We start from the raw sequence: 20,362 nt of genomic DNA, 5'->3' as shown, positions 1-20,362 counted from the left end.
GGTGAGACGAGTTCGCGGGCACTTTCCGGTAACGGGGCAAGGGGGAAAAGCCCTTGGACCCGGCCTTCTAGAATTTGGGGAACCACCGCCGGGCACGGAAATTGGAAGAAATTTCGCCGGCGGGCCTGTGCGCGTTACCGGAAATCTTCGGGCCGTTCGTCTCACTGTCTGTCGCCAATCCCGGCGGCCTGCCGTTCTCCTTTCGGCCCTTCAATTTCCAGGAGCGCTTCGTGGTTCTCAGTGACTTGGATGCCTGGTTCGTCAGCGAGGTGCTGCCGATGGAAGCCGCGCTCACGCGTTTCCTTCGCCGCAACTGGCGCGACGACGCCGAAGTGCCCGACCTGCGGCAGGACGTCTACGTGCGCATTTATGAGTCCGCCTCCAAATCCATGCCCGACCAGGTCAAACCTTTCGTTTTTGCCACCGCGCGCAACCTGCTGATCGACCGCGCCCGGCGCGCGCAGATCGTTTCCATCGAGATCATTGCCGACCTCGACGCGCTCGATTTCTCCGCCGACGAGCTCACGCCCGAGCGCCACGCCGCCGGCCGCGGCGAGCTGCGGCTGTTGCAGACCGCGCTCGACGCGCTGCCGTCCAAGTGCCGCCGCGTGATCGAGATGCGCAAGATCGACGGGCTCTCGCAGCGCGAGGTCGCCACCCAACTGGGCATCACCGAGGACACGGTCGAGCGGCAGGTGTCGCGCGGCGTGCGCGCCCTGGCCGACGCGCTACTGTCGGGCGGCGTGCAGCTGGACACCAAGGCCTTCGGGCGAGCGCAGAACGAGCGGAGGCTTTCCACATGAGCGACGCCCAGCGCATTGAATCTTTGGCCGCCGACTGGCTGGCCCGCCGCGACAGCGGCGCATGGACCGACACCGACCAGCAGCAGCTGGACGCCTGGATCGCCGCGTCGATCGCCCACCGCGTGGCCTGGCTGCGGCTGTCCAGCGCCTGGGAGCGTGGCGACCGGCTGGGCGCACTGCGCACGCCGGAGATTCCCATCCCCGCGCCGGCGCCCGCACCCGCGCCGGCGCCCGCACCCGCACCGCAGGCCGCACGTCCGCCTCAACGCCTGTCGCGCTTCTCGCTGCAACGCATCGCCGCCGGCGTGCTGGTGGCCGCCGCCGGCACCGCCTGGCTCGGCTGGCAGTACACGCAAGAAGAACGCGGCCAGCACTACGCCACGGCCGTGGGCGCGCGCCAATCGGTCGCGCTGTCCGACGGCTCCAGGCTCACGCTGAACACCGCCACGCAGCTGCGCACGGCCGTGAACGACAGCGGGCGCAAGGTGTGGCTCGACGCGGGCGAGGCCTACTTCGACATTGCGCACGACAAGGACCATCCCTTTGTCGTCATGGCCGGCGACCGGCGCATCACCGTGCTGGGTACACGCTTTCTCGTGCGGCGCCAGGGCGACCAGGTGAACGTGACGGTGGAAGAAGGGCGCGTGCAGATCGCCGCGGCCAGGCCCGATGCAAAAAGCGCCGAGCCTACCGTGCTCACGCGCAACCAGGCGGCCGTCACGCATGCCGACAACGTGCTCGTGATGTCGAAGGCGCCCAAGCAGGTCGACGACGAACTGCGCTGGCGCGAAGGCAAGCTCGTGTTCGACCAGACCACGCTGGGCGACGCGGCGGCGCAGTTCAACCGCTACAACCTGCGCAAGCTCGTGATCGCCGACCCGGTCGTCGCACAGGTGCGCATCGGCGGCAGCTTCGATGCGAACAACATGAGCGGCTTCGTGGCCCTTCTCAAGCAGGGCTTCGGCCTCGCTGCGCAAGAGAACGGCAACGAAATCAGAATTTCGAATTAGAAAATTACCGGAATGTGACGGGGCATTCGTCTCAGTGGGTACCCAAACAAATAACCACGCTGGAGAGACACCCATGAATCGCATCGCGCCCCGCACCGGTCTGCCGTCCAAGAAGAAGCGAACGTACGGGGCCCTGCGCCCATGGGTCATCGGCGGCGCATGGGCGCTGGCGAGCGGCATGGCTGCACACGCGCAGACGCAGGCTCCGACGCAAGGTTTCGATGTGAGCGGCGGCGATCTCAAGACCGCACTCGACGCCTACATCGCGCAGGGCGGCGTGCAGCTGCTCTACAAGGTCGACGACGTGAAGGGCGTGGCCACACGCGGTGTGAAGGGTGCGCTCTCGCCGCAGGACGCGCTGGCGCAGCTGCTCGAAGGCACGCCGCTGCGCACGCGCCGCAGTGACGACGGCGCCATCGTGATCTACACGGCCGCCGCGGCAACGAAGCCGGTGGCCGACGAGGCACCGCAGTCGCTCGACAGCGTCACCATCACCGCCACGCGCCGCCGCGAGCCGGTGCGCGAAATTCCGATGCAGGTCAACGTGATGAAGGCGCAGGCGCTGGAGCGCGCGGGCGCCAAGAACCTGGCCGACTACGTGGCCGAGCAACCGGGCGTGAACCTCACCAGCAGCGGCAGCGTGGGCGGCACGCTCACCATGCGCGGGCTGACCACCGGCCCGGTGCAGGGCATCGCGACCGTGGGCGTGTACGTGGACGACGTGGCCACCGGCCTGAGTTCGGCCGGCGCCAACGGCGGCAACACGCCGCTGGACATGGGCATGCTCGACCTGAGCCACATCGAAGTGCTGCGCGGCCCGCAGGGCACGCTGTACGGCGCCGGCGCCATGAGCGGCGTGCTCAAGTACGTGACCAACCAGCCCGACACCATGGAGTTCGCCGGCTCGGTGAAATTCGGCACCTCGTGGACGCAGGGCGGCGGCCCGGGCTTCATGACCGGCGCCGTGCTCAACGTGCCGATCAAGGAAGACGTGGCGGCCATCCGCTTCGCCGCCTTCACCGACCAGGTCGGCGGCACCTACGACGCCACGGGCCCGGCGCGCGGGCGCAATGTCGACCGTGGCCATACCGACGGCGGCCGCGTCTCGCTGCTGCTCACGCCCACGCGCGAACTCACGGTGCGCCTCACGGGCACGGTGCAGGACGTGCATCGCAAGGGCCTGGGTTTCGAAGAGATGGACAAGCGCACGCTGCGCCCCTGGAACCGGGAGCGCTCGCGCCAGTTGTCGGCCAACGAGTCGTACAGCAACCTCACGCAGCTGTTCGGGCTGGACGTGGAGTACGACTTCGGCTGGGCCCGCCTGAACTCGATCACCTCCGCGCAGGACGTGAAGATCAACAACACCGTCGACGTCACCGGCCGCTACGGGCCGATGCTGAGCGCGCTGCGCATTCCCGTGGCCTCGGTGCCGATCAACAGCACCGTGGAACAGCACCGCGTCAGCCAGGAGTTCCGCCTGACCTCGCGCTCGGGCACGACCATCGAGTGGCTGGCGGGCCTGTACCTGAACCGCGAGCGCGGCAGCAACAACGGCGTCATGGACGCTAACCTGATCGGGGGACGCAGCCTCGGCCTGTTGACGTCGACGCAGTCGTCGCGCTACCGCGAAGAAGCGGCCTATGGCGACATCACCTGGAACGTGACGCCCAGGTTCTCGCTCACCGGCGGCCTGCGCCTGGCGCGCAACAAGCAGGAATACGCCAGCCGCCAGACCGGCCAGCTCGTCGGTTCGGTCGCCGCCAATGCCGCCGGCAACTCGTCGGAAAGTCCGACCACCTACCTCGCCGCCGCCAAGTACACACTGTCGGACACGAGCACCATGTACTTCCGCGCGGCCAGCGGCTACCGCCCCGGCGGTCCCAACGTGCTGAAGCCCGACACCGACCGCCGCGTCGTGCAGCCGGCATACGACTCCGACTCGCTGTGGAGCTACGAGCTGGGCTACAAGGCCGACCTGCTGGACCGCACGCTGTCGCTGGAAGCGGCGCTGTATGACATCGAGTGGAGCGGCGTGCAGCAGCCCACGCGCAGCGGCGCCTTTGTGTTCGTCACCAACGCGGGGGCGGCCCGCATCAAGGGCAGCGAGCTCACGCTCAACTGGAAGCCCAACAAGGAGTGGCGCTTCACCGCCAATGCCGCGGCCGTCGATGCGCGCCTGACCGAGGATGCCAAGGGCCTGGACGCCAAGGCCGGCACGCGGCTGCCGCACACGCCGCGCTTTGCGGCCACGCTGGGTTTGACGCGCAACTTCAGCCTGGCCGACCACCCGGCCTATGTCGGCATCAGCGCGCGCTACACCGGCAAGCGCGATGCGGGCTACCGCGGCAGCGCGGCCCTGCCGAGCATCACCATGCCGGCCTACACGCTGGTCGACCTGCAGGCGGGCATCGACTTCAAGCGCTTCAGCGTCTCGGCTTACGTGCGCAACCTGACGAACAAGCGCGGCATCGTGTCGATCGAAACCGGCCTCAACGTGAACCCGAACCTGGTGACTGCGGCGCTCGTGCCGGCGCGCACCATCGGCGTGAACGTCAACGTTCCGTTCTGACATGTCGGGCCTCCCACCGTTCGCGGCACCGATGCCGCTGGATGCGGCCGCCCCTGCGGCCCTGGAAACGACCCGCAAGGCGCCCACCAGCGCCTGGTATGCGCTGGTGGTGCTCATCATCGCGACGGTGCTGGGCTCGATCGACAAGGTCATCCTCACGCTGCTGACGGAGCCGATCCGCCAGACGCTGTCGCTCTCCGACACGCAGCTCGGGCTGCTGCAGGGCGCGGGCATCGTGCTGTTCACCGGCATCGCCACCTTGCCGCTGGGCTGGCTCAGCGACCGCTACGACCGGCGCGTGGTGCTCGCGGCCTGCGTGGTGCTGTGGAGTGCCGCCACCGCCATGCGCGGCACGGCCATGGACTACGGCGTGCTGTTCGTCGCCTCCGTCGGCCTGGGCGTGGGCGAGGCGGGCCTCACGCCCATCACCAACAGCATGATCCCCGACCTGTTCCCGCGGGCGCAGCGGGTGCTGGCGAATGCGGTGTTCGCGCTGTCGGCCATCTTCGGCAGTGCGCTCGGCGCGCTGCTGGGCGGCACCATCGTGCACCTCACCGACGACCTGCGGCCCTGGCTGCCCGTCGCGATGCAGCAGCTCGAAGCCTGGCGCCTGACCTTCTTCGTGCTGGCCTCCGCCGGCATTCCGGTGACGCTGCTGGTGCTGTCGATCCGGCGCACGCCGCGCGGCGGTGTCCAGGAAGCCAAGCCCGGTGCGCCGGCCACTGCGAGCGCCGATGCGCCCGGTGCCACGACCCTTCGCGAGCACCTGCGCCGGCACTGGCGCACTTTCGCGGGCCTGGTGGTCGGCGTGGGCCTGACCAGCGTGGGCCTGAGCTCGCTGGGCACCTGGCTGCCGATCGTCACGGCGCGCACCTACGGCGTCACGCCCGTGCAGATGGGGCAGGGCATGGGCCTGGCCTTCCTGTGCGGCACGGTGGCCGGCGGCCTGCTGGGCGTGCTGTCGATGCGCTACGTGCAGCCGCGCATGGGGCCGGCCGCGGCGCTGCGCCTGATCATGCTGGGCAATCTCTCGGCGGCGCTGATGTCGACGCTGCTGCTGTTCACGAGTTCGGCCAACCACAACTTCGCGCTGCTGGGGCTGCTGGTGGTGCCGCTCATCGGCAGTGCCGTGCTGCTGCCCAACGTGCTGCAGGACGCGGCGCCGCCGCACCTGCGCTCGCGCACCATCGCGCTGCTCACGATGGCCAGCCTGCCCTTCGGCGTGGTGGGTCCGTTGATGGTCGGCATGTTGTCGGACGCCCTCAAGTCGATGCCCAACGGGTTGGCGGTGTCCATCGTCGCGACCACGCTGGTCGGCGGCAGCCTGGGTGCCATGGTGCTGCGCGCCACCGAAGGCCCCTTCGTTCGCCTGATGCGCGAAGCGAAGCCGAACTGAGCCGAGCCTGCTGCTTCGAGATTCCGCTCTTCCCTTTCATCGTTCGTTGTTCCTCCATGTCACAACCACACCTTTCCGCCTCTCTTCCTGACACCGCGTCCGCACTGGCCGCCATCGATGCGCTGGTGGCGCCCCTGAACCGCAGCGACGCGCCCGGCCTGGTGCTGGCCATCGCACAGCATGGCCGCCTGCTGTACCGCCGCGCCGTCGGCATGGCCAGCCTGGAGATGGGCGTGGCGCTCACGCCGACCACGCGCATGCGCATCGCCTCCACCAGCAAGCACTTCACGGCCATGGCCGTGCTGCTGCTGGCCGAAGACGGCCTGCTCGACGTGGAAGACCCGGTGCAGAAGTACCTGCCCGAGCTGCCGCAGCTGAGCGCCAACGGCCCCACGCTGCGCCACCTGCTCACGCACACCAGCGGCTGGCGCGGCCACGACGAGCTGTGGGCCATTGCGCACGGCCTCACGTTCACCTTGCCCGGCCCGGGCCTGCCCGCCATGGCGCGCCAGAGCGAGCTCAACTTCGAGCCCGGCACACACATGGTCTACAGCAACGGCGGCTACTTCCTGCTGGCCAAGATCGTCGAGCGCGTGAGCGGCCTGAGCTTCAACGACTTCCTGAAGGCGCGCCTGTTCGGCCCGCTGGGCATGCCTGACACCTCGTCGGTGCAGACCGACCTCGACGTGGTTCCCGGCCTGGCCGGCCTGTACATGCCCGCGCCCGGCGGCGGCTGGCGCCGCGGCCTGTACCCGTGCGAACTCGACGGCGGCGGCTCGCTGGTGTCGACGGCGGACGACATGCTGCGCTGGCTTGCGCACATGCACGGCAGCGAAAAGATCGTGGGCAGCGCGAAGAGCTGGGCACTGCTGTCGGCGCCCACCACGCTGTCGTCGGGCTCCCAGGTGAACTACGGCTTCGGGCTGGCGCGCCACCCGTACCGCGGCGTTGAAATCGTCCACCACGCGGGCGCCGTGCTCGGCGCGCAGTCGCAGATGATCAGCGTGCCCAGCCACGGGCTGGACATCATCGCCATGGTGAACGGCGCGCCCGTGTCGCCGGGGTCGCTGACCCTCAAGGTGATCGAGCTGCTGCTGGGCGACGCGCTCGCGCCGCCCGAGGTGCGCCCGCTGGCCAGCGCCTTCCCCGCGCTGCCCGGCCAGCGCTACCACGCACCCTCCACGGGCGGCTTGCTGAGCTTCTCGGACGTGGGTGGCAAGCTGGCGATGTCGTGGCAGGCCGGCGAGGCCAAGCCCTTGAACCAGGGCGACGGCAAGCTGTGGCTGGGCCTGCAGGACCTGCCGACGAACGACCTCGTGCTCGACACCGCCGACCTCGACCCGCAACGCGCACCCGATGCCTTCGTGCTGCACGAAGGCGGCCAGCCGCGCCGCTTCGAGCGCCTGCCCGAGACCGCGCCCGATGCCGTGTCGCTCGCCGAGCAGCTGTGCGGCGACTACACCAGCCCCGACCTCGACGCCACCGCGCAGATGGCGCTGGTGGACGGCAAGCTGCGGCTCACCGTGCAGGGCCGCCACGGCCAGCACGCGTGCGTGCTGACGCCGCTGTCGGCCGACGTGATGACGCTCGTCTCGGTCGACCCGGTGCTGTCCCAGATGGGCAAATCGGTTCTCAACGTGGAACGCAAGGGCGGCCGGGTCGTGGGACTGCTGTTCGCCACGACGCGCTCGCGAAACATCCACCTTGCCCGCCAGGAGCCCCGCGCATGAAGTTCTTCACCACCCTGTTCGCCACCGAGACCAACACCTTTGTCTCGGCCCCCACCGGCCTGGGAAGCTACGAGGAATACGGCATCTTCCGCGGCGATGCCAGCACGCGCGACGCGGCCGGCTACGGCCTGTATGCGGTGGAAGTGCGCCGGCAGCTCGCCGCCGAAGGCCATGAAACCGTCGAGAGCCTGCTGGCCTTTGCGCAGCCGCTGGGTCGCACCGTGCGCAGCGTGTACGAGCGCCTGCGCGACGAAATTCTGGACGACCTGCGCAAGGCCGGCCCGGTCGACGGCGTGATCCTCGTGCTGCACGGCGCGATGGTGGCCGACGGCTACGACGACTGCGAAGGCGATGTGATCTCGCGCGTGCGCGACATCGTCGGGCCGAACGTGCCGATCGGCGTCTCGCTCGACCTGCACTGCCACTTCACGCAGAAGATGCTGAACGCGGCCGACGCGATCATTTGCTACAAGGAATATCCGCACACCGACGCGTTCGATCGCCTGACCGAGCTGATCCGCATCGTGGTCGACACCGCGCAGGGCCGCGTGCGGCCCGTGACGGCCGTGCACGACTGCCGCATGGTCGGCAAGTGGCACACCACGCGCGAACCGATGGCCGGTTTCGTGCGCCGCATGCAGGACGCCGAAAAGCAGCCGGGCGTGCTCTCGGTGTCGCTGGGCCATGGCTTCCCGTGGGCCGACGTGCCCGAGTCGGGCGCCAAGATGTGGGTGGTGACCGACAACGACCCCGCGCTGGCCGCGAAGCTCGCCGAAGAACTGGGCCACGCCTTCTGGGACCTGCGCCACGAAACCGGCGTGCCCTCGCTCTCGATCGAGGAAACGCTCGCCCGCGCCATGGCCACGCCCGACGGCCCGGTCGTCATTGCCGACACCGCCGACAACCCCGGCGGCGGCGCCACCAGCGACAGCACCTTCATGCTGCGCGCCGTGGTCGAGCGCGGCATCGGCGACGTGGCCTTCGGCGGCGTGTGGGACCTGGGCGCGGTGCAGCTGTGCCGCGACGCGGGCGAGGGCGCGAGCTTCGAGCTGCGCCTGGGCGGCAAGTGCGGCCCGGCTTCGGGCGACCCGATCGACCTGCACGTGACCGTCAAGCGCGTGGTGGAGGCGCATTCGCAGGGCGGCCTCTCGGGCGTGCGCACGCCCATGGGTCCGTGCGTGTGGGTGCAGGCCGCCGACGGCGTGGACATCGTCCTCATCAGCAAGCGCAACCAGGTCATCGGCGCCGACCTCTTCACGGGCCTGGGCATCGACCTCACGGCCAAGAAGCTGGTCATCGTGAAGTCGGCGCAGCACTTCCATGCGGAGTTCGGCCCCATCGCCAAGTCGGTGCTGTATGTGTCGACGCCGGCCTCGCTGAGCACCGACTTCGCCAACCTGCCGTACCGCGTGCGCGACCTTGACTACTGGCCGCGTGTGGAGCAGCCCGGACGCCCGTATCACATGGCCGCGCCCGGCGAGCTCTACACCATCGACGGCCGTGCGATGCACCTGCAGCGCAGCGGTCCCGTGCCCGCCAGCGCCGCGCAGCCCACGCTCGTGATCGAAGCCGGCGGCGGCTGTGCCTCGCCGACCTATGCGCGGCTGCAGCAGGCGCTCGCGGCGAAGCACCCGGTCATCAGCTACGACCGCGCCGGCATGGGCTGGAGCGAAGCCGACGACGCACCCTTCGACGGCGAGCGCAACGCGCACCGCCTGCATGCGCTGCTCGAAGCGGCCGGCGTGACGGGCCCGATCGTGCTCGTCGGCCACTCGCTCGGCGGCCTGCTGAACCGGGTCTACGCGGGCCTGTATCCGCAGCAGGTGGCCGGCGTCGTGATGCTCGATGCGAGCCACCCCGAGCAGTTCACGATGTACGAGCACCCGCCCGAAACGCAGTTCGCGGCCGAGCGCGAGAAGCGCGCGAACTTCCAGGCCGGCGGCCCGCCGCCGCCGGAGCAGGCGCCCATCGAGGCCCTGTTCGCCGACATGCCGCAGGTGCTGCGCCAGATGAAAGCGACCTACACGCCCGAAGCGCTCGACGCCATGCTGGCCGAGGTGCGCGGCCTGCCGCACGTCGCGCGCCAGGCCGCCGCGTCACCCGACTTCGGTGCGCGTCCGCTCGCCGTGCTGTGGGCCAAGCAGCAGCCGCTGCCGGCCGGCGCCGACCCGGCGATCGCCGCAGTGCAGGCGCGCTGGCCCGCGTTCCAGGAGGCGCATGCGGCGCTGTCGACGCAACGCCGCCTGGCCTGCATCGAAGGCGCCGCGCACATGACGCTGGTGCTGCTGCCGCCGCTGGTGCAGCGCGTGGCCGAAGAAATCGACACCGTGATGGCGCAGGTCGCGTCCGGAACCGGCCGATGACGCCCCTGGCCGAACTCACCACGCCCGCGCTGCTGCTCGACGTCGGCGTGCTCGAACGCAACTGCGAGGCGATGGCGCAGCGCGCGGCGCGCCACGGCGTGGCGCTGCGCCCGCACCTGAAAACCGCCAAGTCGGTCGAAGTGGCGCGGCGCGCCACGCGCGGGCAGGCCGGCGGGCTCACGGTGTCGACCGTGGCCGAGGTCGCCTACTTCGCGCGCCACGGTTTCACCGACCTGACCTACGCCGTCGGCATCGACGCCAACAAGATCGAAGCGCTGCACGACATCCAGCGCACGCACGGCGCGCGCGTGACGCTGCTGGCCGATTCGATCGAGGCCGTGCAGGCGGCCGGGGCGCGCGCACGAACGCTGGGCGCCAGCTTTCGCGTGCTGCTCGAGATCGACACGGGCGGCGGCCGCGGCGGCGTCGGCCCGCACGACGACGAGCTGCTCTCGCTCGCGCGCGAAGTGCAGCGCAGCGAATCGCTGCTGCTCGCCGGCGTGCTCACGCATGCGGGCCACAGCTACCACGTGCAGGGCGGCACGGCGATCCGTGCCATCGCCGAGGCCGAACGCGCCGGCGCCGTGCATGCGGCCGAGCGGCTGCGCGCGGTCGGCATTCCGGTCGAGGTGGTGAGCGTGGGCTCCACGCCCACGGCCGTGTGCGCGCAGACGCTCGAAGGCGTCACCGAGATGCGCCCCGGCGTCTACACCTTCTGCGACCTCGACCAGGTGGCGCGCGGCATCTGCGGCGTGGAAGACATCGCGCTGTCGGTGCTGGCCACCGTGATCGGCCACAACCCGCGCTCGCGCCGCGTGCTGATCGACGCGGGCGCGCTCGCGCTGTCGAAAGACCAGTCGGCGGCCGAGTTCCGCAGCGGCCTGGGCTTCGGGCTGGTGTGCCAGGCCGAGGGCACCGTGCCGCTGCCCGGCCTGTGCGTGGCCGAGCTGCACCAGGAGCATGGCCTCATCGCCTGCGAGGGTGATGAAGAAGCAGAGGCGATGTTCCGCGCGCTGCCCGTCGGCGCCCGCGTGCGCGTGCTGCCGCACCACGCCTGCATGACGGCCGCGCCCTACGACCGCTACCACGTGGTGGAAGGCGCCGGCAGCGGCGTGCAGGCGGTCTGGGACAAGGCGCGCGGCTGGTACGCCGGCGCCTGAAGCGAATCCATTTTTTTCGGAGAAGACAACGATGACGAAGACATTCCTTGCACGGCTGGCGGCGGTGGCCGCGCCTTTCGTTCTGGCCTTCGGCCTGGGCAGCGCGCCGCAACTGGCAGGCGCCCAGACGCCGGCGACACCGCAGGCTACCGCGAGTGCTGCCGCCGCGCCGGCGCCCGTGGCGGTGCCCGAGAAGCCCGCCGCACCCGCTGCCGCACATGCCGCCACGGCCAAGGTCGACAACCCCTACGGCGTCGGCGCGCTCTGGTCGCAGAGCGATGCCGTCGCCAAGGCCGTGCTCGCCATCCTGGCGATCATGTCGATGGGCAGCTGGTACGTGATCGTCACCAAGCTGCTCGAGCAGATGCGCATGGGCCGCCAGGCGCGCGCGGTCGACAACGAGTTCTGGAACGCGGGCACCGTGCAGGCCGGCACCTCGCGGCTGGCCGAGGGCAGCCCGTTCCGTTTCATTGCCGACGCCGGCATGCAGGCCACGCAGAAGCACGACGGCCTGCGCGGCAAGGTCGACTTTGCCGACTTCGTCGACCTGTGCATCCACCGCGCCACCGAGCGCGTGCAGCGGCGCCTGAGCAACGGCATGTCGCTGCTGGCCACCGTGGGTTCGACGGCGCCGTTCGTCGGCCTGTTCGGCACGGTCTGGGGCATCTACCACGCGCTCACCGCCATCGGCGTGGCCGGGCAGGCATCGATCGACAAGGTGGCCGGCCCGGTGGGCGAGGCGCTCATCATGACCGCCATCGGCCTGGCCGTGGCCGTGCCCGCGGTGCTGGGCTACAACTGGCTCCTGCGCCGCAACATCACCGTGATGGACGACGTGCGCGAGTTCAGCGGCGAGCTGCACTCCGTGATCCTGGCCGGCAGCGCCGCGGCCTGACGCCCGCACGCACACGCAAGCGGACTGCGCCATGGCGATGAACATCCCGGCTTCCGGGGGAGACGAGGAACAGGCCATCGCGGCCATCAACACCACGCCGCTGGTCGACGTGATGCTGGTGCTGCTGATCATCTTCCTCATCACCATTCCGGTGGTCAATTACTCGGTGCCCGTCGCGGTGCCGAAAGAACGCAACGAGGTGCGCGAGAGCAAGCCCGAGACCGTCGTGATCTCGGTGGATGCCAGCGGCCGCACCTACTGGTACGACACGCCGGTGCAGGGCACGCCCGCGCTGGTCGCGCGGCTCACCAAGGTGGCGGCCCTGAACCCGCAGCCCGAGGTGCACATCCGCGGCGACTGGCATTCCGACTACGAACCGGTGGGCCGGATCATCTACGCCTGCCAGGCGGCCGGGATCGCCAAGGTGGGCTTCATCACCGAGCCGCCGGCGCGCAACTGACGAGCAGACAGCGAGACAAGCCATGCCAAGAAAAGAAAAGCAGGGGCGGCGCAGCAGCGCGCCCTCCGACGAGCCCCTGATGGACATCAACACCACGCCGCTCATCGACGTGATGCTGGTGCTGCTGATCATGCTGATCATCACCATCCCGATCCAGCTGCATTCGGTGAACCTGAACATGCCCACAGGCAACCCGCCGCCCAGCGACCTCAAGCCCGAGGTGCTGCGCATCGACATCGATGCGCTCAGCGTCGTGCAGTGGAACGGCGAGCCGCTGACCGACCGCACGGAGATGGAACGGCGCTTCGAGCAGGTCGCCGCGCAGGCCGTGCAGCCCGAGGTGCATCTGCGGCCCGACCGGCGCGCCAAGTACGAAGTGGTGGCCGGCGTGATGGCCTCGGCGCAGCGCACGGGCGTGAGCAAGCTGGGCATCGTGGGCGCGGAGCAGTTCATCCCATGAAGCGCTCCCGCAAGGATTTCAACCCCAAGTCCCGCTTCGGGCCCGTCGGCATCGCCGTGATGGTGCTGTTCCACGTCGGCGTGGGCTATGCGCTCGTGTCGGGGCTCGCACGCCAGACGGTCGAGCTGATCAAGAAGCCGATGGACGCGACCATCATCAGCGAGATCAAGCCGCCACCGCCGCCCCCTCCACCGCCGCCCCCGCCGCCGAAGAAGATCGTGCGGCAGGAAACGCCCAAGCCGCCGCCACCGCCGCGCCCGGCCTACGTGCCGCCGCCGGCCGTGACGCCGCCCGCCACCTCGGCGCCCGCGATCACCGCCGTGCAGAACACCGAGCCCACGCCGCCGCCGCCGGCCGCACCGCCGGCGCCTCCCGCGCCGCCGGCCCCGCCGAAGGCGACCACCACCGACATCGCGGTGGCCTGCCCGCGGCAGGTCAAGCCCGAGATGCCGCGCAAGGCGATGGACGAAGGCATCGGCGGCGTGGTCAAGGCCGAGGTTCGCATCAAGGGCGGCCATGTGCAGGAGGTGCGCTTCCTGTCGGGGCCGCGCGTGTACCACTCGGCCGTGCGTGCCGCGGTGATGCGCTACGAGTGCCAGACCACGGGCGATGCCGAGGTGCTGGCGACGCAGGAGTTCGTCTTCCGCATCGAATAGCGCGCAGGAGTCGAGCCGGTCTCACTTCTTCAGGGAGGCCGGCCCATGGCGAGCGCGCGCAGCACGGCGGCCGTGCGCGTCTCGACGCCCAGCTTCACGTAGACATGCTCCAGGTGCTTGTGCACGGTCCGGGGGCTGATCGTGAGCAGGGCGGCGATTTCGGCGTCGGTCTTGCCTTGCGAGAGCCAGTGCATGACATCGCCCTCGCGCGGCGTGAGGCCGGCGGGCAGGGCATCGGGCAACGGCGCCGGGTCGCGGCAGGCCAGTTGGTACAGGAAGGCCACCGCCATCGCATGCTCCAGCCCCACGCGCCGGCAGTAGTCGGCCTGCAGGGCGGCGCGGCGGAATTCGCGCCGGCCCGGCGCCTTGGCGATGCGGCGGGTGGTGCGCAGGCGATGCGCGTCAGCGCCGCGATGCCGCACGGGTGAATCCCCGGACTCCAGCTTGTCCAGCAGGCGAAGTGCGCTCGCCCAATCGTTGCGCGACAGGTGCGTCATGGCATGCCTTTCACGGTGCATACGCATTGCTGCGTATGGCGCCCGCACGCATCGAGAGACAGGATGCTCGCAGGCCCTTTGCCGCGAATTCAGTATAGGCACGCAAGGGCCGCGCAAGTCGCCTGCCGACGAAGGGGATACACATGGCCATCGACGAAACACGGCTTAACGCCTTCATGGGTAACTTCGTCCACGACCTCGGGGCCGTGATGCACGCGGCCACCATCGTCGTCGGCGACCAGCTGGGCCTGTACAAGGCGCTGGCCGAAGGCCCCTGTACCGTGGAGGCGCTGGCCCGCCGCACCGAGACCGACCCGCGCTACCTGCGCGAATGGCTCTCGGCCCAGGCCGCCAGCGGCTACGTCGAATACGACCCGAAAGGCGAGCTGTTCTCGATGACCGAGGAACAGGCCTTTGCGCTGGCCGAAGAGGGCAGCCCGGCCTTCGTGCCCGGCGCCTTCCAGATCGCCGTGGCGCAGTTCAAGGTCATTCCCAAGATGCTCCAGGCCATGCGCACGGGCCTGGGCATCGGCTGGCACGAGCACGACGCGGCCCTGTTCCATGGCACCGAGCGCTTCTTCCGGCCCGGCTACGCGGCCAACCTGGTGAGCCAGTGGATTCCGGCGCTCGAAGGCATCGAGCCGCTGCTGAAAAGCGGCGCGCGCGTGGCCGATGTGGGCTGCGGGCACGGGGCCTCGACGCTGCTGATGGCGCAGGCCTATCCCGAATCCAGCTTCGTGGGCTTCGATTACCACGCGCCGTCGATCGAGCGCGCGCGCGAAACCGCGCGCAAGGCCGGCGTCGACGATGAAAAGCGCCTGCGCTTCGAGGTCGCGAGCGCCAAGGATTTCCCCGGTGAAGACTACGACCTGGTTGCCGTCTTCGACTGCCTGCACGACATGGGCGACCCGGTCGGCGCGGCGGCGCACGTGCGGCAAGCCCTCAAGCCGCAGGGCACGTGGATGATCGTCGAGCCCTTTGCCAACGACCGGCTGGAGGACAACATCAATCCGGTGGGGCGCGTGTTCTATTCGGCCTCGAGCTTCATCTGCACACCGGCCTCGCGTTCGCAGGAAGTGGGCCTGTGCCTGGGTGCGCAGGCCGGCGAAGTGCGCCTGCGCGACGTCGTCTCGCAGGGCGGCTTCTCGCACTTCCGCCGCGCCAGCGAAACGCCCTTCAACCTGATCTTCGAAGCACGTCCATAAGGACACATGAAGGAGCCGCCATGTCACGCCAATACATCGACTGCCGCGAGTATCCGAGCACGATGAACTGCAGTGTCGCGCTCTGCGCCGATTCCGAAGGCGAACTGCTCGATGCCGCCGTCCAGCACGCCGTGGCCGTTCACGGCCACACCGACACGCCCGAACTGCGCCAGCAGCTGGCGAGCATGTTCAAGGCCGGCACGCCGCCGGTGGAGCTCGCGAAGACGCCCGCCTGACGGACTGACTGAAGGTCCTGCGCGGCCCCGGCCGCCGTCACGAACCTTGATGCAGATCAAACGCTTGCATCGGCAAGGCCCTTAGCCTGCCCCGATGCAAGCTTCCGCCGCGCTCGCGCCGTTTCCGTCCCCGCCATCGTCCGCCAGCGGCGACGCCCGCGCGGACGCGTGGCAGCTGCTCGACGACCCCGCCGAGTGGGCCATGTTCGGTCGCCTCGTCGATGCCGACACGGGCCGCTGGGAATCGCATGTCGCGGTCGAGGGCATGCACTGCGCGGGCTGCGCCTTCACCGTCGAGGCCGCGCTGGCGCAGGTGCCCGGCGTGGTCGAGGTGCAGGTGAATGCTGCGAGCCGGCGCGCGCGTGTCGTGTGGTCGGCCGCGGCCACGCGGCCTTCGCGCTGGTTCGAGGCCAGCGCGCGCGTGGGCTACCCCTTGCTGCCGGCCGGCAGCCGCACTGCGCGCGAGACGCGCACGCGCGAACTGCGCATGGCGCTGTGGCGCTGGCTGGTCGCGGGCTTCTGCATGATGCAGGTGATGATGTACGCCTACCCGGCCTACGTCGCGCGCCCCGGCGACATGACGGCCGATGCGGCCCAGCTGCTGCGCTGGGCCTCGTGGGTGCTCAGCCTGCCCGTGGTGCTGTTCTCGTGCGGGCCGTTCTTTCGCAGCGCCTGGCGCGACCTGCGCATCGGGCGCATCGGCATGGACCTGCCCGTGACCTTCGGCGTGGTCATCACCTTCGTGGTCAGCACCGCCGCCACCTTCGACCCCACGGGGCCGCTGGGGCACGAGGTCTACTTCGACTCGCTGACGATGTTCGTCTTCTTCCTGCTCACGGGCCGCTGGCTCGAGGCGCGGCTGCGCGACCGCACGGCCGGCGCGCTCGAGGCGCTGATGCACCGGCTGCCCGACGGCGTTGAACGCCTCGGGCCCGACGGTGCGTGGACCCGCGTGGCGGTGCGCCGGCTTGCGACGGGCGACGTGGTGCGCGTGCGACCCGGCGAGGCCTTTCCGGCCGACGGCACGGTGATCGACGGCGACACCACCGCCGACGAGGCGCTGCTCACCGGCGAGTCGCGCCCCGTGCCGCGCCCCTGCGGCGACCGCGTGCTCGCGGGCAGCCACAACCTCTCGGCCGTGGTGCAGGTGCGCATCGCGTCGGTGGGCGAGGGCACGCGCTTCGCGCAGATCGTGCGGCTCATGGAAAACGCCGCACTCGACAAGCCGCGCCTGGCCCGGCTCGCCGACCGCATCGCGCGCCCCTTTCTCATTGCCGTGCTGGCCTGCGCGTTCGGCGCGGGCGCGCTGTGGTGGTCGGTCGATCCCGGCAAGGCGCTGATGGTCGCGGTGGCGGTGCTGATCGTCACCTGCCCCTGCGCGCTGTCGCTCGCCACGCCGGCCGCGATGCTGGCGAGCGCGGGCGCCCTGGCGCGCGGCGGCGTGCTCACGTCGAACCTGCAGGCGCTCGAAGCATTGGCCGGCGTCGACACCGTGGTGTTCGACAAGACCGGCACGCTCACGGGCGACACGCCGCGCCTGGAACGCGTGTACTGCCGCCAGGGCCTGCGCCCCGGCGATGCGCTGGAGATCGGCGCGGCGCTCGGCACGCTGTCGCTGCACCCGGCCGCGCGCGCGCTCGTGAATGCGTGGCAAGCGCAGTTCCGCGCGCCGCCGGCCTGGTCGGCGACGCAGCTGCGCGAGACGGTGGGGCAGGGCGTGGCTGCGCTGCTGCACCGGCGGGACGCAGTCGATGGCCACGGCGCGCGCCCCGTGCGCCTGGGCTCCGCGTCGTTCTGCGAAGTGCCGCCGCTGGACGTCGATGCGGCGCAGATCCACCTGAGCGACAACGAAGGCTGGATCGCCAGCTTCGTGCTCGCTGAAGAGCTGCGTCCCGATGCGGCGCAAGCCGTGGCCGCATTGCAGGCGCAGGGCCTGTCGGTGCGCCTGCTGTCGGGCGACCGCGAGAACGCGGCGCGTGCCATCGGCGCGCAGGCCGGCATCGCGGCGGTGCAGGGCGATTGCGCACCCGAGGACAAGCTCGAGGTGCTGTGGCAGCTGCAGGCGGCCGGGCGCGAGGTGGCGATGGTCGGCGATGGCTTGAACGACGGCCCGAGCCTGGCGCGCGCCAACGCCTCGTTCGCCTTCGGCCATGCCGTGCCGCTGTCGCGCGCACGTTCCGACTTCGTGGTGCTCGGCGATGCGTTGCAGGCCATTCCCGCGGCCGTGGCGCAGGCGCGCCGCACGCTGCGCGTGGTGCGCCAGAACCTGTTCTGGGCCGCGGCCTACAACGCCGTGTGCGTGCCGCTGGCCGTGGTGGGCTGGCTGCCGCCCTGGCTCGCGGGGCTGGGCATGGCCGCGAGCTCGCTGCTCGTGGTGCTCAACGCGGCGCGCCTCGCCGCGCCGGCGAAAGTGGCGAAAGCGGCGGTGGCCTGATGGACGTGCTGTTCCTGCTCGTGCCGCTGTCGGTGGTGCTGGTGCTCGCGATTCTGGGCGGGCTCTGGTGGGCTATCGAGCGTGGCCAGTTCGAGGACATCGAGGTCGAAGGCGACCGCATCCTGAACAACGACTGATGGTTTGATCTGCATCAAGCCTGCCCGCGTGATGCCGGCAGACACTGCCCGGAAACCACATTCACGGGCACCACGATGCAGCAGACCACGCACCCTCCAGCGGCCATCTACGACGACACCGTCGTCCGGCAGTTCGCACTCATGTCGGTGGTCTGGGGGGTGGTCGGCATGCTGGTCGGCGTGATCATCGCCTCGCAGCTGACCTGGCCCGATCTCAACTTCGGCATTCCCTGGCTCAGCTACGGTCGCCTGCGTCCGCTGCACACCAACGCGGTGATCTTCGCGTTCGGCGGCTGCGCGCTCATGGCCACGAGCTTCCACGTGGTGCAGCGCACCTGCCAGGTCCGCTTGTTCGCACCGGCACTGGCTTCTTTCGTGTTCTGGGGCTGGCAGCTGGTGATCGTTGCCGCGGCCGTCAGCCTGCCGCTGGGCTACACCAGCGGCAAGGAATACGCCGAGCTCGAATGGCCCATCGACATCCTGATCGCGGTGGTCTGGGTGGCCTACGCCATCGTGTTCTTCGGCACCATCGGCCTGCGCAAGGTGCGCCACATCTACGTGGCCAACTGGTTCTACGGCGCGTTCATCATCGCGGTGGCGCTGCTGCACATCGTCAACAGCGCGGCCATTCCGGCCGGCTGGATGAAGAGCTATTCGGCCTACGCCGGCGTGCAGGACGCGATGGTGCAGTGGTGGTACGGCCACAACGCCGTGGGCTTCTTCCTCACGGCCGGCTTCCTGGGAATGATGTACTACTACATCCCCAAGCAGGCGGGGCGTCCGGTGTACTCATACCGGCTGTCGATCGTGCACTTCTGGGCGCTGATCTTCACCTACATGTGGGCCGGCCCGCACCACCTGCACTACACCGCGCTGCCCGACTGGACGCAATCGCTGGGCATGGTGTTCTCGCTGATCCTGCTCGCGCCCAGCTGGGGCGGCATGATCAACGGCGTGATGACGCTGTCGGGCGCCTGGCACAAGCTGCGCACCGACCCGATCCTGCGCTTCCTGATCGTCTCGCTGTCGTTCTACGGCATGTCGACTTTCGAGGGCCCGATGATGTCGATCAAGACCGTCAACGCCCTGAGCCACTACACAGACTGGACCGTGGGCCACGTGCACTCCGGCGCGCTGGGCTGGGTGGGCTTCATCACCATGGGCTCGCTGTACTACCTGATCCCGCGCATGTACGGCCGCATCGCCATGTACAGCGTGCGCGCCATCGACCTGCACTTCTGGATGGCCACCATCGGCATCGTGCTGTACATCGCCGCGATGTGGATCGCCGGCGTGATGCAGGGCCTCATGTGGCGCGAGATCAATGCCGACGGCACGCTGACTTACACCTTCGTCGAGAGCGTGAAGGCCACCTTCCCCTACTACCTGGTGCGCGTGATCGGCGGCGTGCTGTACCTGGGCGGCATGCTGGTCATGGCCTGGAACGTCTGGATGACCGTGATCAGCGGCCGCTCGGTGCGCGCCGAGATCCCGGCCGTTGCCGCCGCCCACGCCTGAAGCCACTGAGGACGCACGATGAACGCACCTGACAACAAGACCCCCGCGCCCGCCGCCACCGGCTTCACGCACGAGAAGGTCGAGACCAACAACCTGCTGATGATCGTGCTGATCCTGCTGGTGGTGGCCATCGGCGGCCTCGTGGAGATCGTGCCGCTGTTCTTCCAGAAGTCGACCACCGAGGCGGTGCAGGGCGTGAAGCCGCTCACGCCGCTGCAGCTGGCCGGGCGCGACGTGTACCTGCGCGAGGGTTGCTACAACTGCCACTCGCAGATGATCCGCCCCTTCCGCTCGGAGACGCTGCGCTACGGCCATTACTCGGTGGCCGGCGAGTTCGTGTACGACCACCCCTTTCAGTGGGGCAGCAAGCGCACCGGCCCCGACCTGCACCGCGTGGGCGGGCGCTACAGCGACGAGTGGCACCGCATCCACCTGAACAACCCGCGCGACCTCGTGCCCGAGTCGAACATGCCGGCCTACCCGTGGCTGGAGAAGGGGCTGGTCGACGGCGGCAGCATCGCCACCCACATGCGCGCGCTGCGCAAGGTCGGCGTGCCCTACACCGACGAAGAGATCGCCAAGGCCGCCGACGAGGTGGCCGGAAAGACCGACATGGACGCCACCGTGGCCTACCTGCAGTCGCTGGGCCTGGCGCTCAAGTAAGAAGAAAGAACAGGCAACGCCCCATGACCGACATCACCACCCTGCGCATCGCCGCGACCATCGCCTGCTTCGTCGTCTTCATCGGCATCGTGGCCTGGGCCTGCGCGCGCCGCAACACGCAACGCTTCGCCGAAGCGGCCCGGTTGCCGTTCGAGCAGGACTGAAGGGAC

The 20,362-nt window shown here is 69.7% G+C and carries 19 protein-coding genes; 18 read left to right on the top strand and 1 reads right to left on the bottom strand.

The annotated features are described in order from the left end of the window. Positions 1-230: 230 nt before the first annotated feature. The 11 genes from IG196_RS24585 (at position 231) to IG196_RS24535 (ending at position 13,502) form a co-directional block, all read left to right on the top strand. Positions 231-803: an RNA polymerase sigma factor gene (locus IG196_RS24585; protein WP_225616778.1), complete on the top strand. Its 573-nt coding sequence runs from the start codon at positions 231-233 to the stop codon at positions 801-803. Then, the gene (locus IG196_RS24580) at positions 800-1,813 is read left to right on the top strand and encodes a FecR family protein (RefSeq protein WP_192193399.1); all 1,014 of its coding nucleotides are present in this window, start codon (positions 800-802) and stop codon (positions 1,811-1,813) included. The genes IG196_RS24585 and IG196_RS24580 overlap by 4 nt, the downstream gene beginning before the upstream one ends. A 73-nt stretch (positions 1,814-1,886) precedes the next feature. After that, positions 1,887-4,382, top strand: a complete 2,496-nt coding sequence (locus IG196_RS24575) for a TonB-dependent receptor domain-containing protein (protein WP_192193398.1) — start codon at positions 1,887-1,889, stop codon at positions 4,380-4,382. 1 nt (position 4,383) lies between these two features. Beyond that, complete coding sequence (locus tag IG196_RS24570) at positions 4,384-5,778, top strand: MFS transporter (RefSeq protein ID WP_192193397.1); 1,395 nt, start codon at positions 4,384-4,386, stop codon at positions 5,776-5,778. Positions 5,779-5,834: 56 nt separating this feature from the next. Further along, positions 5,835-7,508 carry a serine hydrolase domain-containing protein gene (locus IG196_RS24565; protein WP_192193396.1) on the top strand — a complete coding sequence of 558 codons (1,674 nt, stop codon included), beginning with the start codon at positions 5,835-5,837 and terminating at the stop codon, positions 7,506-7,508. Beyond that, complete coding sequence (locus IG196_RS24560) at positions 7,505-9,871, top strand: alpha/beta fold hydrolase (RefSeq protein ID WP_192193395.1); 2,367 nt, start codon at positions 7,505-7,507, stop codon at positions 9,869-9,871. Before IG196_RS24565 ends, IG196_RS24560 begins: the two co-directional genes overlap by 4 nt. Then, positions 9,868-11,031: an alanine racemase gene (locus IG196_RS24555; RefSeq protein WP_192193394.1), complete on the top strand. Its 1,164-nt coding sequence runs from the start codon at positions 9,868-9,870 to the stop codon at positions 11,029-11,031. Before IG196_RS24560 ends, IG196_RS24555 begins: the two co-directional genes overlap by 4 nt. Positions 11,032-11,062: 31 nt before the next feature. Further along, on the top strand, positions 11,063-11,926 hold the full coding sequence (locus tag IG196_RS24550; protein ID WP_192193393.1) for a MotA/TolQ/ExbB proton channel family protein: 864 nt from the start codon (positions 11,063-11,065) through the stop codon (positions 11,924-11,926). Between the two features lie 31 nt (positions 11,927-11,957). Then, a complete protein-coding gene (locus tag IG196_RS24545) occupies positions 11,958-12,386 on the top strand; it encodes an ExbD/TolR family protein (RefSeq protein ID WP_101488902.1) in 429 nt (142 codons plus the stop codon). 22 nt (positions 12,387-12,408) lie between these two features. After that, positions 12,409-12,846, top strand: coding sequence for an ExbD/TolR family protein (locus tag IG196_RS24540; protein WP_192193392.1), 438 nt, complete (start codon positions 12,409-12,411; stop codon positions 12,844-12,846). Further along, positions 12,843-13,502, top strand: a complete 660-nt coding sequence (locus IG196_RS24535; RefSeq protein WP_180838858.1) for an energy transducer TonB — start codon at positions 12,843-12,845, stop codon at positions 13,500-13,502. Before IG196_RS24540 ends, IG196_RS24535 begins: the two co-directional genes overlap by 4 nt. Positions 13,503-13,531: 29 nt before the next feature. Here the strand turns inward: IG196_RS24535 and IG196_RS32305 are convergent, their stop codons facing one another. Then, positions 13,532-13,999 (bottom strand): helix-turn-helix transcriptional regulator, encoded by a 468-nt coding sequence (locus IG196_RS32305; protein WP_192193391.1) that lies wholly within the window; start codon positions 13,997-13,999, stop codon positions 13,532-13,534. A 143-nt stretch (positions 14,000-14,142) separates the two neighbouring features. On the opposite strand from IG196_RS32305, the gene IG196_RS24525 reads away from it, so the two are divergent. From IG196_RS24525 to IG196_RS24495, 7 genes are all read left to right on the top strand, one after another. Next, entirely contained in the window at positions 14,143-15,204 is a 1,062-nt protein-coding gene (locus IG196_RS24525) for a class I SAM-dependent methyltransferase (RefSeq protein WP_192193390.1), read from the top strand. A 20-nt stretch (positions 15,205-15,224) separates the two neighbouring features. Beyond that, on the top strand, positions 15,225-15,440 hold the full coding sequence (locus tag IG196_RS24520; protein ID WP_101488906.1) for a DUF1059 domain-containing protein: 216 nt from the start codon (positions 15,225-15,227) through the stop codon (positions 15,438-15,440). A gap of 94 nt (positions 15,441-15,534) precedes the next feature. Continuing rightward, positions 15,535-17,874 (top strand): heavy metal translocating P-type ATPase, encoded by a 2,340-nt coding sequence (locus IG196_RS24515; RefSeq protein WP_192193389.1) that lies wholly within the window; start codon positions 15,535-15,537, stop codon positions 17,872-17,874. After that, positions 17,874-18,011, top strand: a complete 138-nt coding sequence (gene ccoS / locus IG196_RS24510; protein ID WP_062481719.1) for a cbb3-type cytochrome oxidase assembly protein CcoS — start codon at positions 17,874-17,876, stop codon at positions 18,009-18,011. The genes IG196_RS24515 and ccoS overlap by 1 nt, the downstream gene beginning before the upstream one ends. Before the next feature lie 75 nt (positions 18,012-18,086). Continuing rightward, complete coding sequence (ccoN, locus tag IG196_RS24505; RefSeq protein ID WP_192193388.1) at positions 18,087-19,529, top strand: cytochrome-c oxidase, cbb3-type subunit I; 1,443 nt, start codon at positions 18,087-18,089, stop codon at positions 19,527-19,529. A gap of 18 nt (positions 19,530-19,547) precedes the next feature. Continuing rightward, positions 19,548-20,192, top strand: coding sequence for a cytochrome-c oxidase, cbb3-type subunit II (ccoO, locus tag IG196_RS24500; protein WP_192193387.1), 645 nt, complete (start codon positions 19,548-19,550; stop codon positions 20,190-20,192). Positions 20,193-20,215: 23 nt separating this feature from the next. Further along, positions 20,216-20,356: a cbb3-type cytochrome oxidase subunit 3 gene (locus IG196_RS24495; protein ID WP_101488910.1), complete on the top strand. Its 141-nt coding sequence runs from the start codon at positions 20,216-20,218 to the stop codon at positions 20,354-20,356. The last annotated feature ends 6 nt before the right edge of the window (positions 20,357-20,362 follow it).

Source organism: Variovorax sp. 38R (assembly GCF_014843395.1).
In the GTDB taxonomy this organism is placed as follows: domain Bacteria; phylum Pseudomonadota; class Gammaproteobacteria; order Burkholderiales; family Burkholderiaceae_C; genus Variovorax; species Variovorax paradoxus_H.
This window is presented reverse-complemented; position numbering and strand designations above follow the sequence as displayed.

Coding starts and splice junctions, on each gene's coding strand:
- IG196_RS24580 (WP_192193399.1), top strand. CDS start 800: ATGAGCGACGCCCAGCGCATTGAATCTTTGGCCGCCGACTGGCTGGCC.
- IG196_RS24575 (WP_192193398.1), top strand. CDS start 1,887: ATGAATCGCATCGCGCCCCGCACCGGTCTGCCGTCCAAGAAGAAGCGA.
- IG196_RS24570 (WP_192193397.1), top strand. CDS start 4,384: ATGTCGGGCCTCCCACCGTTCGCGGCACCGATGCCGCTGGATGCGGCC.
- IG196_RS24565 (WP_192193396.1), top strand. CDS start 5,835: ATGTCACAACCACACCTTTCCGCCTCTCTTCCTGACACCGCGTCCGCA.
- IG196_RS24560 (WP_192193395.1), top strand. CDS start 7,505: ATGAAGTTCTTCACCACCCTGTTCGCCACCGAGACCAACACCTTTGTC.
- IG196_RS24555 (WP_192193394.1), top strand. CDS start 9,868: ATGACGCCCCTGGCCGAACTCACCACGCCCGCGCTGCTGCTCGACGTC.
- IG196_RS24550 (WP_192193393.1), top strand. CDS start 11,063: ATGACGAAGACATTCCTTGCACGGCTGGCGGCGGTGGCCGCGCCTTTC.
- IG196_RS24545 (WP_101488902.1), top strand. CDS start 11,958: ATGGCGATGAACATCCCGGCTTCCGGGGGAGACGAGGAACAGGCCATC.
- IG196_RS24540 (WP_192193392.1), top strand. CDS start 12,409: ATGCCAAGAAAAGAAAAGCAGGGGCGGCGCAGCAGCGCGCCCTCCGAC.
- IG196_RS24535 (WP_180838858.1), top strand. CDS start 12,843: ATGAAGCGCTCCCGCAAGGATTTCAACCCCAAGTCCCGCTTCGGGCCC.
- IG196_RS32305 (WP_192193391.1), bottom strand. CDS start 13,999: ATGACGCACCTGTCGCGCAACGATTGGGCGAGCGCACTTCGCCTGCTG.
- IG196_RS24525 (WP_192193390.1), top strand. CDS start 14,143: ATGGCCATCGACGAAACACGGCTTAACGCCTTCATGGGTAACTTCGTC.
- IG196_RS24520 (WP_101488906.1), top strand. CDS start 15,225: ATGTCACGCCAATACATCGACTGCCGCGAGTATCCGAGCACGATGAAC.
- IG196_RS24515 (WP_192193389.1), top strand. CDS start 15,535: ATGCAAGCTTCCGCCGCGCTCGCGCCGTTTCCGTCCCCGCCATCGTCC.
- ccoS (WP_062481719.1), top strand. CDS start 17,874: ATGGACGTGCTGTTCCTGCTCGTGCCGCTGTCGGTGGTGCTGGTGCTC.
- ccoN (WP_192193388.1), top strand. CDS start 18,087: ATGCAGCAGACCACGCACCCTCCAGCGGCCATCTACGACGACACCGTC.
- ccoO (WP_192193387.1), top strand. CDS start 19,548: ATGAACGCACCTGACAACAAGACCCCCGCGCCCGCCGCCACCGGCTTC.
- IG196_RS24495 (WP_101488910.1), top strand. CDS start 20,216: ATGACCGACATCACCACCCTGCGCATCGCCGCGACCATCGCCTGCTTC.